This window comes from Micrococcaceae bacterium Sec5.7 (genome assembly GCA_039636785.1).
Taxonomy (GTDB): domain Bacteria; phylum Actinomycetota; class Actinomycetes; order Actinomycetales; family Micrococcaceae; genus Arthrobacter.
The window spans coordinates 1,671,025-1,684,234 of record CP144169.1; the positions used below are offsets into that span (position 1 = coordinate 1,671,025).

General features: G+C 63.7%; 14 protein-coding genes. 9 read left to right on the top strand and 5 right to left on the bottom strand.

Annotated features, from left to right (window positions below; genetic code table 11):
• Positions 1–44: 44 nt before the first annotated feature.
• From V3C33_07920 to V3C33_07945, 6 genes are all read left to right on the top strand, one after another.
• The gene (locus V3C33_07920; GenBank protein ID XAS69168.1) at positions 45–833 is read left to right on the top strand and encodes a MarR family transcriptional regulator; all 789 of its coding nucleotides are present in this window, start codon (positions 45–47) and stop codon (positions 831–833) included.
• On the top strand, positions 833–2,296 hold the full coding sequence (sufB, locus tag V3C33_07925) for a Fe-S cluster assembly protein SufB (GenBank protein XAS69169.1): 1,464 nt from the start codon (positions 833–835) through the stop codon (positions 2,294–2,296). The genes V3C33_07920 and sufB overlap by 1 nt, the downstream gene beginning before the upstream one ends.
• A gap of 2 nt (positions 2,297–2,298) precedes the next feature.
• Positions 2,299–3,585, top strand: a complete 1,287-nt coding sequence (gene sufD, locus V3C33_07930; GenBank protein ID XAS69170.1) for a Fe-S cluster assembly protein SufD — start codon at positions 2,299–2,301, stop codon at positions 3,583–3,585.
• A 17-nt stretch (positions 3,586–3,602) separates the two neighbouring features.
• On the top strand, positions 3,603–3,962 hold the full coding sequence (locus V3C33_07935) for a non-heme iron oxygenase ferredoxin subunit (protein XAS69171.1): 360 nt from the start codon (positions 3,603–3,605) through the stop codon (positions 3,960–3,962).
• Positions 3,963–4,045: 83 nt separating this feature from the next.
• Complete coding sequence (gene sufC / locus V3C33_07940) at positions 4,046–4,840, top strand: Fe-S cluster assembly ATPase SufC (protein XAS69172.1); 795 nt, start codon at positions 4,046–4,048, stop codon at positions 4,838–4,840.
• Between the two features lie 12 nt (positions 4,841–4,852).
• Entirely contained in the window at positions 4,853–5,185 is a 333-nt protein-coding gene (locus V3C33_07945) for a metal-sulfur cluster assembly factor (protein XAS69173.1), read from the top strand.
• Positions 5,186–5,308: 123 nt separating this feature from the next.
• Here the strand turns inward: V3C33_07945 and V3C33_07950 are convergent, their stop codons facing one another.
• Complete coding sequence (locus V3C33_07950) at positions 5,309–6,199, bottom strand: neutral zinc metallopeptidase (GenBank protein XAS69174.1); 891 nt, start codon at positions 6,197–6,199, stop codon at positions 5,309–5,311.
• Positions 6,200–6,260: 61 nt separating this feature from the next.
• Here V3C33_07950 and V3C33_07955 point away from each other — a divergent pair, with 61 nt between their 5' ends.
• Together V3C33_07955 and V3C33_07960 are read left to right on the top strand one after the other, a co-directional pair.
• Positions 6,261–7,679: an AMP-binding protein gene (locus V3C33_07955; protein XAS69175.1), complete on the top strand. Its 1,419-nt coding sequence runs from the start codon at positions 6,261–6,263 to the stop codon at positions 7,677–7,679.
• A complete protein-coding gene (locus V3C33_07960; GenBank protein XAS69176.1) occupies positions 7,651–8,853 on the top strand; it encodes a thiolase family protein in 1,203 nt (400 codons plus the stop codon). Before V3C33_07955 ends, V3C33_07960 begins: the two co-directional genes overlap by 29 nt.
• Here the strand turns inward: V3C33_07960 and V3C33_07965 are convergent.
• Genes V3C33_07965 through V3C33_07975 form a run of 3 tightly spaced genes read right to left on the bottom strand, consistent with a single transcriptional unit; the run spans position 8,850 to position 10,867 of the window.
• Entirely contained in the window at positions 8,850–9,488 is a 639-nt protein-coding gene (locus tag V3C33_07965) for an energy-coupling factor transporter transmembrane protein EcfT (GenBank protein ID XAS69177.1), read from the bottom strand. The genes V3C33_07960 and V3C33_07965 overlap by 4 nt on opposite strands.
• Positions 9,485–10,231: an ABC transporter ATP-binding protein gene (locus V3C33_07970; GenBank protein XAS69178.1), complete on the bottom strand. Its 747-nt coding sequence runs from the start codon at positions 10,229–10,231 to the stop codon at positions 9,485–9,487. The genes V3C33_07965 and V3C33_07970 overlap by 4 nt, the downstream gene beginning before the upstream one ends.
• 6 nt (positions 10,232–10,237) lie before the next feature.
• Positions 10,238–10,867 (bottom strand): biotin transporter BioY, encoded by a 630-nt coding sequence (locus V3C33_07975; GenBank protein XAS69179.1) that lies wholly within the window; start codon positions 10,865–10,867, stop codon positions 10,238–10,240.
• A gap of 279 nt (positions 10,868–11,146) precedes the next feature.
• On the opposite strand from V3C33_07975, the gene V3C33_07980 reads away from it, so the two are divergent.
• On the top strand, positions 11,147–12,745 hold the full coding sequence (locus V3C33_07980) for an ABC-F family ATP-binding cassette domain-containing protein (protein ID XAS69180.1): 1,599 nt from the start codon (positions 11,147–11,149) through the stop codon (positions 12,743–12,745).
• On the opposite strand, the gene V3C33_07985 is transcribed toward V3C33_07980, so the two are convergent.
• Positions 12,742–13,209, bottom strand: coding sequence for a YbaK/EbsC family protein (locus tag V3C33_07985; GenBank protein ID XAS69181.1), 468 nt, complete (start codon positions 13,207–13,209; stop codon positions 12,742–12,744). The two genes, V3C33_07980 and V3C33_07985, sit on opposite strands and share 4 nt — an antisense overlap.
• Position 13,210: the final 1 nt, after the last annotated feature.

Here is a 13,210-nt window from a genome sequence, read left to right on the forward strand (position 1 = left end):
TGGAAGGTGGGACTAAATTAGGACATGATTATGTTGTGTATTCCATGAGCAACTCTATTTCTGTGCCCCTTGCCGGGCATGGCGCGGCCGACGCTGACGAACGCACCCGGGACCGCGTCCTGAGTGCGGTGCTGGAACACGGCCCGGTCAGCGCCGCCGAACTCGGTGACATGCTGGGATTTACACCTGCCGCCGTCCGCCGCCACCTGGACCATCTTTCCCGCGGCGGTGTCATCGAAGTGAAGCGCGTGGCCCGAGCAGGAGCAGGTGCAGGCCGACCCGCCCGCCGATACGTCCTCAGTTCCCAAGGCCAGACCACCCTGGGCAATGACTATCTTAACATTGCCAGTTCCGCCCTCCAGCAGCTCGAGGAAACGGCGGGGATGGACGCCGTCCGCCAGTTCGCCGTCGGGCGCTTTGCCGAAATGGAACGGCGGTACGCCCCCGAAATCGATCTCGCCGGTGACGACATCACTGCGCGTTCAAGGGCGCTTTCAGCTGCACTGTCGCGGGACGGTTACGTCGCATCGGCTGCATCGATGGAGGCCAAAGCTCCCTTGCCCGCAGCATTGTCCAGTGTCCAGCTCTGCCAGGGACATTGCCCCATACAGCAGCTGGCCGCACAGTTCCCCGTATTCTGCGACGCCGAAACCGAGGTCTTTTCCCGGCTTGTGGGCGTCGACGTCCGGCGCCTTTCCACCCTCGCCGGCGGCGGACACGTCTGTACCACCCATATACCTACAGGCCGCCCGGCCGCGAAGGGGACTCACGTCCACGCAGCGGCACCGGACAACCTGGACGAAGTATCCAACCATCAGCAAGAAAGGCCGTGATGACGGACCAACTATCAGAGAAAGCGGTAGCCGAAGACACTGTGATCTCGGAGATTCTGGAAAAGAATCCCGAGCTCCATGGGATCGGCACGTATGAGTACGGCTGGTCAGACAAGAACGACGTCGGCGCCAACGCCCGCCGTGGCATCAACGACGAGGTCGTCCGCGACATTTCGGCCAAGAAGAACGAGCCGCAATGGATGCTTGACCTTCGTCTGAAAGGCCTGAAGTACTTCGACCGCAAGCCCATGCCCACCTGGGGTGCAGACCTCTCCGGCATCGACTTCGACAACATCAAGTACTTTGTCCGCTCCACGGAGAAGCAGGCTGCCACGTGGGAAGACCTGCCTGAGGACATCCGGAATACCTATGAAAAGCTGGGTATCCCGGAAGCTGAGCGCAGCCGTCTGGTATCCGGCGTGGCCGCACAGTACGAGTCCGAGGTGGTCTACCACCAGATCCGTGAAGACCTGGAAGCCCAGGGCGTCATCTTCCTGGACACGGATACGGCGCTGCGCGAGCACCCCGAGATCTTCCAGGAATACTTCGGCACCATCATTCCCGTTGGCGACAACAAGTTCGCTTCACTCAACACGGCTGTATGGTCCGGCGGTTCCTTCGTCTATGTCCCCAAGGGCGTCCACGTTGACATTCCCCTGCAGGCATACTTCCGCATCAACACGGAAAACATGGGCCAGTTCGAACGCACGCTGATCATCGCTGACGAAGGCTCTTACGTTCACTACATCGAGGGCTGCACCGCTCCGATCTACACCTCGGACTCACTGCACTCGGCTGTTGTGGAAATCATCGTGAAAAAGGGCGCCCGCGTCCGGTACACCACCATCCAGAACTGGTCCACCAATGTCTACAACCTGGTGACCAAGCGTGCCATCTGTGAAGAAGGCGCCACCATGGAGTGGGTAGACGGCAACATCGGCTCCAAGGTGACCATGAAGTACCCGGCGGTTTACCTCGTAGGCGAGCATGCCAAGGGCGAGACGCTGTCCATCGCCTTTGCCGGCGCCGGCCAGCACCAGGACACCGGGTCCAAAATGGTGCACATTGCTCCGAACACCAAGAGCTCAATCGTCTCCAAATCCGTAGCCCGCGGCGGCGGCCGCGCAGCGTACCGCGGCCTCGTCCAGATCCGCGAAGGTGCAAAGCACTCGGCCAACACGGTGCGGTGTGACGCGCTGCTGGTGGACACCATCAGCCGCTCGGATACCTACCCGTACATCGACATCCGTGAAGACGACGTGACCATGGGCCACGAGGCTACTGTTTCGCGCGTCAGCGAAGAGCAGCTGTTCTACCTGATGTCCCGCGGCATGCGCGAAGACGAGGCCATGGCGATGATCGTCCGCGGCTTCATCGAGCCGATCGCCCGTGAGCTGCCGATGGAATACGCACTTGAGCTGAACCGACTGATTGAACTGCAGATGGAAGGGTCCGTCGGATAACGATGACTGATATCACTACCGAAAAAGCGCGCATCGGCGCGCCCTCAGCCCAGCCGTTCATCAACGGTTTCACCGAGGAAGGCGAAAGCCTTTCACCTATCAATGCGGCAGGCCTCAAGTCTCCGCTGGCAGGAGATTCAGCCAGGAGCCGCTCACACGGTGGCGGCGTCGGCATTCCGGACAGCTCACGCGCCGGCCGCCTGACCTCTTACAAGCTGGCTGACTTCAAGCCGCTGACCGGATTGGAAGAAGACTGGCGGTTCACACCGCTGAAGCGTCTGCGCGGACTTCACTCGGAGGTTCTCGACGGTGCGGCTCCGGCCGTAGCCGTGACGGCCCCGGCCAGCGTCACGGTTGAAACCGTGGGACGCGATGACAAGCGCATCGGTTCCGCAGCCATCCCGGAGGACCGCGTCTCCGCCAACTCCTGGGAGAACTTCACCGAAGCCACCGTGATAACGGTTCCGGCCGAGTTCCAGGCAGACACCGAAATCAGCGTGCTTCTCACCGGACGGGGTACGGACGCTTCCGCCCAGCACCTGGTAATTGTTGCGGAAAAATTCTCCAAGTCTGTTGTTGTGCTGGATCACCAAGGCACGGCGGTCGTTTCCGAGAACGTTGAAATCGTTGTTGAAGACGGCGCTGAGCTCACGGTCATCTCACTCCAGGAATGGAATGACGACGCCGTCCACGCGTCCTCGCAGCAGGCAAAGATCGGCCGCGATGCCAAGTTCAAGCACGTCGTTGTCAGCCTCGGCGGAGACCTCGTCCGTGTGACACCCTCCGCCCGCTTTACAGCTCCCGGCGGTGAGGTTGAGCTGTTCGGCCTCTACTTCGCCGATGCCGGCCAGCACCTCGAGCAGCGCCTTTTCGTTGACCACGCAGTGGCGAACTGCAAGTCCAATGTGCTCTACAAGGGTGCGCTTCAGGGCCGCAACGCCCATGCGGTTTGGGTTGGTGACGTCCTGATCCGTAAGGAAGCCGAAGGCACGGACAGCTACGAGGCGAACCGCAACCTGTTGCTCACCGACGGTGCCCGCGCCGATTCTGTTCCCAATCTTGAGATTGAAACCGGTCTGATCAAGGGTGCCGGCCATGCCAGCGCCACCGGTCGTCTCGACGACGAACACCTGTTCTACCTTATGGCCCGCGGCATTCCGGAGGATGTGGCCCGCCGCCTGGTGGTCCGTGGCTTCCTGCACGAGATCATCCAGCAGATTAAGGTTCCGGCCCTCGAAGAGCGCCTGACCGAGGCTGTTGAGCGCGAACTCGCCGTAACGAACAACTAGACAGCACAGGACTACAGATGACTGAACAGCCAAAGGGCGAGCTTGTGTGCAACGCCAGCGAGATCCAGCTCAAGCAGGCGCTGCGGATCCTGATCGACGACTACCCCGTCGCGATCGTGAAGGATTCGATGGGAGAGATCCACGCCATCGGAGATACATGCTCGCACGCGGATATCTCGCTGTCCGAAGGCGAGATCGAAGGCTGCATGATCGAATGCTGGGGCCATGGCTCCCAGTTCGATCTGCGCAGCGGCGAACCGATCCAGCTGCCGGCTTACGATCCCGTGCCCGTGTTCTCCGTGGAGATCCACGGCGACGAGGTCTACGTGGACTTCACCAACGTCCTGAACGGCGCCGAAGCCCCCACCTTCAGCTAGCCACATCAGCGTCAGAACCAGAAACTTCCAGACAAGAAACCGCACCGTTGCCGGAAGGCACGGCGCAGAGGAGAACAAGACATATGTCTACTCTTGAGATCAAGGACCTGCACGTCAGCATTGAGACCGAGCAGGGTACCAAAGAGATCCTGAAGGGCGTCAGCCTGACCATCAAGACCGGCCAGACCCACGCCATCATGGGCCCCAACGGTTCCGGCAAGTCCACCCTGGCGTCAACCATCGCCGGGCACCCGCGTTACAAGGTCACCACCGGTTCCATCACCCTGGACGGCGAAGACGTACTTGCCATGAGCGTTGACCAGCGCGCCCGCGCCGGCGTCTTCCTGGCCATGCAGTACCCCGTTGAGGTCCCCGGCGTCAGCATGACCAACTTCCTGCGCACCGCCAAAACCGCCATCGACGGGACCGCGCCGGCCCTGCGCACCTGGACCAAGGACGTAAAGGCTGCCATGCAGCAGCTGCGTATCGACGCCGACTTCGCCCAGCGCAACGTCAACGAAGGCTTCTCCGGCGGCGAGAAGAAGCGCGTGGAGATCCTTCAGCTGGAACTCTTCAAGCCGAAGTTCGCCATCCTGGATGAAACCGACTCAGGTCTGGACGTTGACGCGCTGAAGGTTGTCTCCGAGGGCGTTAACCGCGCACACGCCGAGGGCAACATGGGCACACTGCTCATCACGCACTACACCCGGATCCTCCGCTACATCAAGCCTGACTTCGTCCACGTTTTCGTGGACGGTCAGGTTGTCGAGGAAGGCGGCCCCGAGCTTGCCGACCGCCTCGAAGAAGAGGGTTACGACCGCTACGCCACCGGCGCAGGGGCAGCCACCATTGCGGCAGCTGCCGCGGTCCAGGCCTAGTTAGGAACAGCCATGACTGATATCAAAGCGGCCCGCACGGGTCTCGAGGATGTCGAAGAGGCACTCAAGGACGTCATTGACCCTGAACTCGGGGTCAACATTGTGGACCTCGGGCTGCTCTACGGCCTGAAGTACTCGGACGACGACGGCGCCCTGCTGATCGACATGACCCTCACCACCGCGGCATGCCCGCTCACAGATGTCATCGAGGAGCAGGTAGGCAAGGCCCTGGACGACATTGTGGACGAGTGGCGTCTGAACTGGGTCTGGATGCCCCCGTGGGGTCCCGAGCGGATCACCGATGACGGGAAAGACCAGATGCGCGCCCTAGGGTTCAACATCTAGATATGACGACGGCGGTCGGCCACCTACCCCGGAAAGTGGCCGACAGCCGTCGCAGTATCATCGATTGCTCCATAAGTGCCCTTTTGGGGCGCCAAAACGGGACTTACGGAGCAACCGATTGAACTAAGGCTTTGCCACCCCGAAAGTGTCGCACTTGTTGATATCGCCGGTTTTGTAGCCCTGGTAGAACCACTTCTGCCGCTGGGCGCTGGAACCGTGGGTCCAGCCTTCAGGGGACACGCGGCCCGTGGCGGCTTTCTGGATCCGGTCATCGCCCACGGATGATGCGGCAGAGAGCGCGTCGTTGAGGTCCTTTTGTGTGAGCTTCTCCAGAAACGGCTGCCCTGTTTTGGGATCCTGCTGCGTGGTGGCGTGCCGGACCCAGAGGCCGGCATAGCAGTCAGCCTGCAGCTCAACGCGGACCGCACCAGACTGCGGTCCCTGCGGATCCTGCTGGGCCTGGTCGAGATTGCCCAGGATGTTCTGGATATGGTGGCCGAACTCGTGCGCCACTACGTACTCCTGGGCCAGCGGTCCACCGGAGGAACCGAAGCGGTCCACCAGCTCCTGGAAGAAGCCTGGGTCGAAGTAAGCAGTGGTGTCCGTGGGACAGTAGAACGGCCCCACCTCGGTGGTGGCCGCACCGCAGCCGGTGTTGGTGCCGCCGCTGAAAATCACCGTATGAGGCTGTGGGTATTCCACGTTGTAGTCCCGCAGGTAGGCCGGCCAGAAGGCATTGAGGCTGTTGACGGTGCCGGTGATGCGGCAGTCCAGGCGCTGGTCGGCGTCCGTGCCGGTGGCGCAGACAGGTGCGGTGCCCTGGCCCTGGCCGGGCTGTTCCTGACCAGTGCCGGTGAGGCCTTCCAACAATTGCGGATTGATGCCGAAGAGTGCGGCCAGGAGAAGGACGATCCCGCCGCCGATCCCTCCTCCTATCCGCGTGCCGCGGCGCATGCCGCCGCGCCGGTCTTCCACCTGGGATGGGTCCAGCTGGACTCCGTCATTGAAACTCATATTGCCAGAATAATCGCTGTCGGAACGCGTTGAGCGGAGTCCACCCGGTAAAGTTGATCCGATGCCTTTTCTCAACAGAATCCAGCGCTGGGCCGATGAACGCCCCGATGACATCGCCGTCGTTGTGGCGGGCCGGCGCATTAGCTGGGCCCGGCTGCGGGACCAAGCGGCGGTGGCAGCGGGTACCGCGCCCGCTGTGACGGTGCTGGCCGAAGCGAATTCCGTTGACTTTGCGATCGCTTTCGCTGCCGCCGTGGCAGGGGAGGGGCAATGCGCTGTGCTGGATCCCACGTGGCCCCCTCAGATCCACCAGGACGTCCTTCAGCGTCTGGGCGAGTCCGTGCATTCCCAGGTGGCCGGCGGCGACGCTTCATTGACTGACGGTACTTTGACGGATGGTGATCCTGGGTCTTCCTTCCTGATCGGCCTGACTTCAGGCACCACGTCGGTTCCCAAGGCATTCACGCGTTCGCGGCGTTCGTGGCAGCAGTCCTTCGATGCCTCGATCAAGTTCTTCGGGCTTGGCCAGGACGACAAAACGCTGGCTCCCGGGCCGCTTGCCGCCAGCCTGAACCTTTATGCACTGGCGGAATGCCTCTACGCGGGTTCGGAATTCCACACCCTCGAATCCTTCGATGTGGGAGACGTCCACGCCGCCATCAGCCATGACGGCATCACCCGGCTGGTACTGGTCCCCACCATGCTCCGGCTTCTCAGCGAGCGCGGGTTGACCGGCTGCGTGGATGCCTCCGGCGTCCGGACCATCATCTGTGCCGGCTCCAAGCTGGACGCGCGGACCCTCGAGGCAGCCCGCCGCTGGGCCCCGAATGCCACCATTTTCGAGTATTACGGTGCCTCGGAACTGAGCTTCGTTTCCGGCACAGGGCTTCGCGCGGGAGAGCCCCTGGACGCGGGCGGTACGGGGATCGGCAAACCGTTCCCGGGCGTCGAGGTCAGGATCCTGGATGACTCCGGTGCCAGCCTTCCCGACGGCGATGCCGGAAATATCAGCGTCCGCAGCGGCATGGTGAGCAACGGCTACCTCTGGGGTGATGACGGGCAGGCACTGCGCTCTTTCGACGGCTGGTTCACCGTGGGGGACCAGGGTTACCTTGACGACGGCGAACTCCACATACTGGGACGGCGTTCGGACATGATCATCACCGCCGGCAAAAACGTCTATCCGCACGAAGTGGAGCTGGCCCTTGCTTCGGTGCCCGGCGTGGCAGCTGCCGTCGCCGCCGGTATGGCGGATGACATCCGCGGACAGCGTGTGATTGCGGGCGTTGTGGCTTCGCATGGCGGGATCACCGCGACCCAGCTCAGATCCGGGCTGGAGAACGTCCTGCCGCGCGAGAAGCGTCCGCTGCAGTACTTCGCGTTGGCGGAGTTGCCCCTGACAGACCGGGGCAAGGTCAGCCGGCGGATCCTCCTCGAGTGGATTGACAGCCATGACCGGAGGATCCGCCGCCTTGGCTGACCTTGCGGAGGACCGGCAGCCCGTGGTCATAGCGGCCCTGCGCACGCCCGTCTGCCGTTCCAACGGGGCGCTCCACCATCTTCGCGCCCACGAACTGCTCGCCCCGGTCCTGCGCCGGCTGCTGGTGGAAACAGGCCTCGCCCCGGCCGCCGTGGACGATGTCGTGATGGGCAATGCCGTGGGCGGCGGTGGCAACGTGGCCCGGTTTGCTGCGCTGGAGGCAGGGCTGCCGGTGAGTGTTCCCGGCATGACCGTCGACCGGCAATGCGGTTCCGGCCTGGATGCGATCGTGCTTGCGTCGAAGCTCGTGGCCGCCGGCGGCAACGGTGCCTATCTGGCCGGGGGAGTGGAGAGCATCAGCACCGCGCCGCTGCGGGCACACAGGAATGCCGACGGCGGCCCGGAGTTCTTCAGCCGGGCCCGGTTTGTGCCGCTCAGCTACGGAGACCCTGACATGGGCGTGGCCGCCGAGAACGTGGCAGTGGAGTTCGGCATCAGCCGTGCACGGCAGGATGAGTTCGCCCTGCGGAGCCACCGGAGGGCTGTTGCGGCAGCGGCTGCAGGAGTATTCGACGGCGAAATCACCCCGCTCGAAACGGCCGGCGTAACGGTTTGTTCAGACGACGGCCCTCGCACCGGCCTGGGCGAAACGGTGATGGCAAGGTTCCCGGCGGCGTTTGTGGAATCCGGGACAGTCACCGCCGGAAACTCATGCTTTGACGCGGACGCTGCGTCCGCCGTCGTGATCACTTCGCTCAGGCGCGCACGCGAGCTGGGTGCGCGCGACGGACTGCTGGTGTTGGGGACCCATACGGCCGGCGTTGACCCACGGTCCCTGGGGATCGGCGCGGCCGTTGCCGCCGGCCGGCTGCTCTCGTCCCGGCACACAGCAGCCGGTGAGGTGGAGCTGGTGGAGTTCAACGAGGCATTTGCCTCACAGACCCTTGCCTGCCTGGACCGGCTCGGCATCGATCCGCTGCGGGCAAACCTCGACGGCGGCGCACTGGCTTTGGGCCACGCGTACGGGGCCTCGGGGGCTGTTCTGGTGACGAGGCTCCTGGCTCAGGCACGGCACACCCCGGATGAAGCGAAACTGGCGTTGGCCATGATCAGCATCGCGGGTGGAATGGGCACGGCCGCGCTCTTCCGTTACGTCAGGCTGGCTGGCGCCTAGCCTGCTGGAGTTCGGTCCTCGGCTTCGCCCAGTCCGCGGGCGGCCAGGGCCTCGCCGGTCTGCCGCGCGAACGCTACAGTGGTGATGAAGACCGGCAGGACCAGGGCGCGCGGATTGCGTTCCAGCCCGCGGGCTCGCGCCGAATCGCGGACATCCGAGAATGCGCCGGCAATAAACGGAATGCTCCGCAGCATGATCGCAATGGTCAGGGCAAAACGCTCGGGGTCGGCCCCGAAACGCCGGAACGGCGTGGCGAGGGACACCACTCCATCCAGGAGCCGCTGCATGGGAGTGGTTGCAGTCAGCAGTGAAGCGGCAACCACGCAGACCAGGACATTGAGGACGATCCGCGCGGCCGTCGGCGCTCCAAGCTGCCACCACTGGAACAGCCCGATGGCCAGCAGGACCGGAACCAGCGGACGCACGGCCCGGAAGAGCCGCACCGGGCCGGCCCCCGTCAGCAGAAACAACGAGCACATCAGACCCAGGGACGCAGCCGAGAGCCGCCAGTCCACGGTCAGGAACGATGCCAGACCGCAGCCCACCACCACCAGGAACTTCAGCGCCAGCGGAGCCCGGTGGATCACTGAATCCCCTGGCACGTAGTTGGCCAGGAGGAAGCCGTGGCCCCTCACGGTGTTCCCGGGGCGTGCGTGGCGGGCCTGTGCGCCTCTAGGCCTCTGGCGCACAGGGTGCGGTAATGGTCCACCGCGGCGGCCGGATCGCCGTCGAATACAACACGCCCTGAATCGATGACCAGGAGGCGGTCCATGTCCAGCGCGAGTTCCAGATCGTGGGTGGACATCACGATCTGTTGGCTGAGGCCGTCAAGGGTACGGCGCAGGAGTTCCCTGTTGCGCAGGTCAAGCAGGGTGGAGGGTTCGTCCAGCACCAGCACACTGGGGTTGACCGCGAGCACGGCCGCGAGGGCCAGGAGCTGGCGTTCCCCACCGGAGAGCTCGTAGATGCTCTGGTCTGCAAGGTGCAGCAGCCCCATGCCATTCAGCGCTGCCTCCGCAAGCTGCCGGCGTTCTGTCCCATTGCGGACGGAACGCCGGAGTGACAATTCAACGTCTTCACGTCCGGTGGGCATCACCAGCTGCGACAGCGGGTCCGTGAACACAAATCCCACCTGTCGGCGGACACCGCGGACGTCCCGGACGGTGCAGGATCCGTCAACGGTGACCGTGCCGGAGCTCGGCGGCACAAGGCCGTTGATCATCCGCAGCAGGGTGGATTTGCCGGAGCCATTGGCGCCGATGATGCCGATGCGCCGCTCGGCCAAAGTCAGTGAGATGTCTTCGAGCAGGACTTTAGGTTCCGGGTGGCCCTCCACGGCCACCCGAACCGAGACGCCCTCGAATACGAGTGAACTCATGGTCCCTTATTTGGCTGGCTGCCGGGCGCGCCGGACCAGCAGGTCCGGGAAGGCACGGTGCAGGGCTACGGCAATTACGGCGGCGAGGACATTCTTGATGATGTCGCCCGGATAAAACACCAGGTCAGCAACGAAGGCCTGGCCCAGGGGCGCCTTGGTGTTGATCACAATGCCTGCGATGCCCAGTGAATGCACCACTGCGATGCTGGTCACCGTGGCGGCCGCGAACAGCCAGAGCGTCCTGGCACCCCCCACCCGCCGGATCACCACGGCGGCAAGCCAGCCCACCACCGCCGCTGCAATGGGAAACGCGATGATGTACCCGGCTGAAGGACCCGCAAGGATTCCCAGACCACTGCGGCCGCCGCTGAAGATGGGCAGGCCGGCCAGGCCCAGCAGGGTGTAAAGCCCGACGGCGGCAAAACCGCGGCCTGCACCCAGCACCAGCCCGGTGAGCATCACGGCGAGGGTCTGGAAAGTGATGGGGATGCCAAAAGCATTCGCCGGAATGCCGGGAACAAGCGCGGCTCCGGCCACCAGCGCGGCAAACACCGCGATGAGGCCCAGATCCGTGGCGTTCCAGGGTTGACGAGGTGCGCGGGTTTTGCCGTTGACGGCAGTGTCAGTCTGGCTCATGTGAAGTCCTGTCGGGGATGTACAAAGAATTATTGGCTGATCCTGACGTTACCGGCCACCGAATCCAGCCATTTTGTAGGGGACCTACTAAAAGTGGAAGGGGATGCTGACGGCAGGGCACAAACGTGACGTGCCTCGCCGTATCGGGCTTCCGGTCACGGACTGAATCTGTGGCCGGTAGACTTGGACAGGCCGTTCTCTCGGCCACCCTGCCCCGGCTTGTTCCAGACTCCACCTGTTGTGCTGCGGCGTTCCCTGTTGTGAAAGGCCTTACCTGCTTTGATTACCGTCCAGGATCTTGAACTGCGCGCCGGCGCCCGGCTGCTCATGGACCAGGTGAGCTTCCGGATCGACAAGGGAGACAAGATCGGCCTGGTTGGCCGTAACGGTGCTGGCAAGACCACGCTGACCCGCGTACTTGCCGGCGAAGGCCTGCCCGCGGCCGGCAAAGTGACCCGCAGCGGCGAGATCGGTTACCTGCCGCAGGATCCGCGCACCCCGGACATGGAGCAGCTGGCCCGCGACCGGATTCTGTCCGCCCGTGGCCTGGACGTTGTGGTGGGCAAGCTGAAGCAGGCGCACGCCGACATGGCAAGCGAGGACGCCGAGGTCCAGCGCAAGGCCATGAACCGTTACGACCGGATTGAAGCCGAATTCCTGGCCGGCGGCGGCTACGCGGCGGAGGCTGAAGCAGCGGCCATTTCCTCGAACCTGGCACTGCCCGAGCGCCTGCTTAACCAGCCGCTCAAGACCCTTTCCGGCGGTCAGCGCCGCCGCGTGGAGCTCGCCCGGATCCTGTACTCGGGGGCCGAAACCATGCTCCTTGATGAGCCGACCAACCACCTGGACGCCGATTCCATTTCCTGGCTGCGTGACTTCCTGAAGAACCACCAGGGCGGGCTGATCGTGATCAGCCACGATACCGAGCTGCTTGAGGCAACCGTCAACAAGGTCTTTCTGCTGGATGCCAACCGCGCCCAGATCGATTTCTACAATATGGACTGGAAGCGTTACCTCCTGCAGCGCGAAACTGACGAGCGCGCCCGCAAGCGTGAACGCGCAAATGCCGAAAAGAAAGCCCAGGTCCTCTTCGACCAGGCCAACAAGATGCGTGCCAAGGCCACGAAGGCCGTTGCCGCGCAGAACATGGCCAAGCGCGCCGAGCGGCTCCTCAGCGGATTGGAGGCAGTGCGCGCCAACGACCGCGTGGCCGCTCTCCGCTTCCCGGATCCGTCGCCGTGCGGCAAGACCCCGCTCACGGCCGAGGGACTCAGCAAGTCCTACGGTTCGCTGGAAATCTTCACTGACGTTGATCTCGCGATCGACCGCGGCTCCAAGGTGGTCATTCTTGGCCTCAACGGTGCAGGCAAAACCACCCTGCTGCGGATGCTGGCAGGCGTAGACAAGCCCGACACCGGCGAGGTTGTGCCCGGCCATGGCCTCAAGGTGGGCTACTACGCCCAGGAGCACGAAACGCTGGACGTCGACCGGACGGTCCTGGAAAACATGCGGTCCTCCGCCCCTGACATGCAGGACGCCGAGGTGCGCGGAATCCTGGGTTCATTCCTGTTCTCCGGCGACGACGTCGACAAACCTGCCGGAGTCCTCTCCGGCGGTGAGAAGACCCGCCTGGCTCTGGCCACCATTGTGGCTTCCAGCGCAAACGTGCTCCTGCTCGATGAGCCCACCAACAACCTCGACCCCGCCAGCCGCGCCGAAATCCTCGGTGCCCTGCGCAACTACAGCGGTGCCGTAGTCCTGGTCAGCCACGACGAAGGTGCCGTCGAAGCCCTCAATCCGGAGCGTGTGGTTCTGCTGCCCGATGGCGTCGAAGATCTTTGGAACGAGGACTACCTGGACCTCATCACGCTCGCTTAGCGGACCTGGAGCGGTTCGGCGTCGGTGATTCGCTGGAGCTCTTTGTAGCTGATGGAGAACATGGAGTTGTGGTCTCCTGCTCCGGCCCAGAGCGTTTTGTGCTGTTCCAGGGCGATGTCCAGGAGGGTGCGGATTTTTTCCGGGTGGCCCACCGGGGCGACTCCGCCGATCTCTTGGCCGGTGTGCTGAAGGACGAATTCCGGGGTTGCCCTGCGGATCCTTCCTGTTCCCAGCAGTTCTGCGACAAGGCGGGTGTCCACCTTCGCGGCGCCGCTGGCGAGGATCAGCAGCGGGGCGCCGTCGAGTTCAAACACCAGGCTGTTTGTGATGGCAGCGACGTCGCAGCCCAGTGTGGCGGCCGCGGCAGCCGCCGTCGGAACTTCTTCCGGAAAAACCGTAACTGTGTCTACAGCGCCCGCGTCCAGCAGGGCGTCCTTCACATTGGTGACTGGATCAGGAAACATG

Coding starts and splice junctions, on each gene's coding strand:
- V3C33_07970 (XAS69178.1), bottom strand. CDS start 10,231: ATGAGTTCACTCGTATTCGAGGGCGTCTCGGTTCGGGTGGCCGTGGAG.
- V3C33_07975 (XAS69179.1), bottom strand. CDS start 10,867: ATGAGCCAGACTGACACTGCCGTCAACGGCAAAACCCGCGCACCTCGT.
- V3C33_07920 (XAS69168.1), top strand. CDS start 45: ATGAGCAACTCTATTTCTGTGCCCCTTGCCGGGCATGGCGCGGCCGAC.
- sufD (XAS69170.1), top strand. CDS start 2,299: ATGACTGATATCACTACCGAAAAAGCGCGCATCGGCGCGCCCTCAGCC.
- V3C33_07935 (XAS69171.1), top strand. CDS start 3,603: ATGACTGAACAGCCAAAGGGCGAGCTTGTGTGCAACGCCAGCGAGATC.
- V3C33_07945 (XAS69173.1), top strand. CDS start 4,853: ATGACTGATATCAAAGCGGCCCGCACGGGTCTCGAGGATGTCGAAGAG.
- sufC (XAS69172.1), top strand. CDS start 4,046: ATGTCTACTCTTGAGATCAAGGACCTGCACGTCAGCATTGAGACCGAG.
- V3C33_07955 (XAS69175.1), top strand. CDS start 6,261: ATGCCTTTTCTCAACAGAATCCAGCGCTGGGCCGATGAACGCCCCGAT.
- sufB (XAS69169.1), top strand. CDS start 833: ATGACGGACCAACTATCAGAGAAAGCGGTAGCCGAAGACACTGTGATC.
- V3C33_07985 (XAS69181.1), bottom strand. CDS start 13,209: ATGTTTCCTGATCCAGTCACCAATGTGAAGGACGCCCTGCTGGACGCG.
- V3C33_07950 (XAS69174.1), bottom strand. CDS start 6,199: ATGAGTTTCAATGACGGAGTCCAGCTGGACCCATCCCAGGTGGAAGAC.
- V3C33_07960 (XAS69176.1), top strand. CDS start 7,651: ATGACCGGAGGATCCGCCGCCTTGGCTGACCTTGCGGAGGACCGGCAG.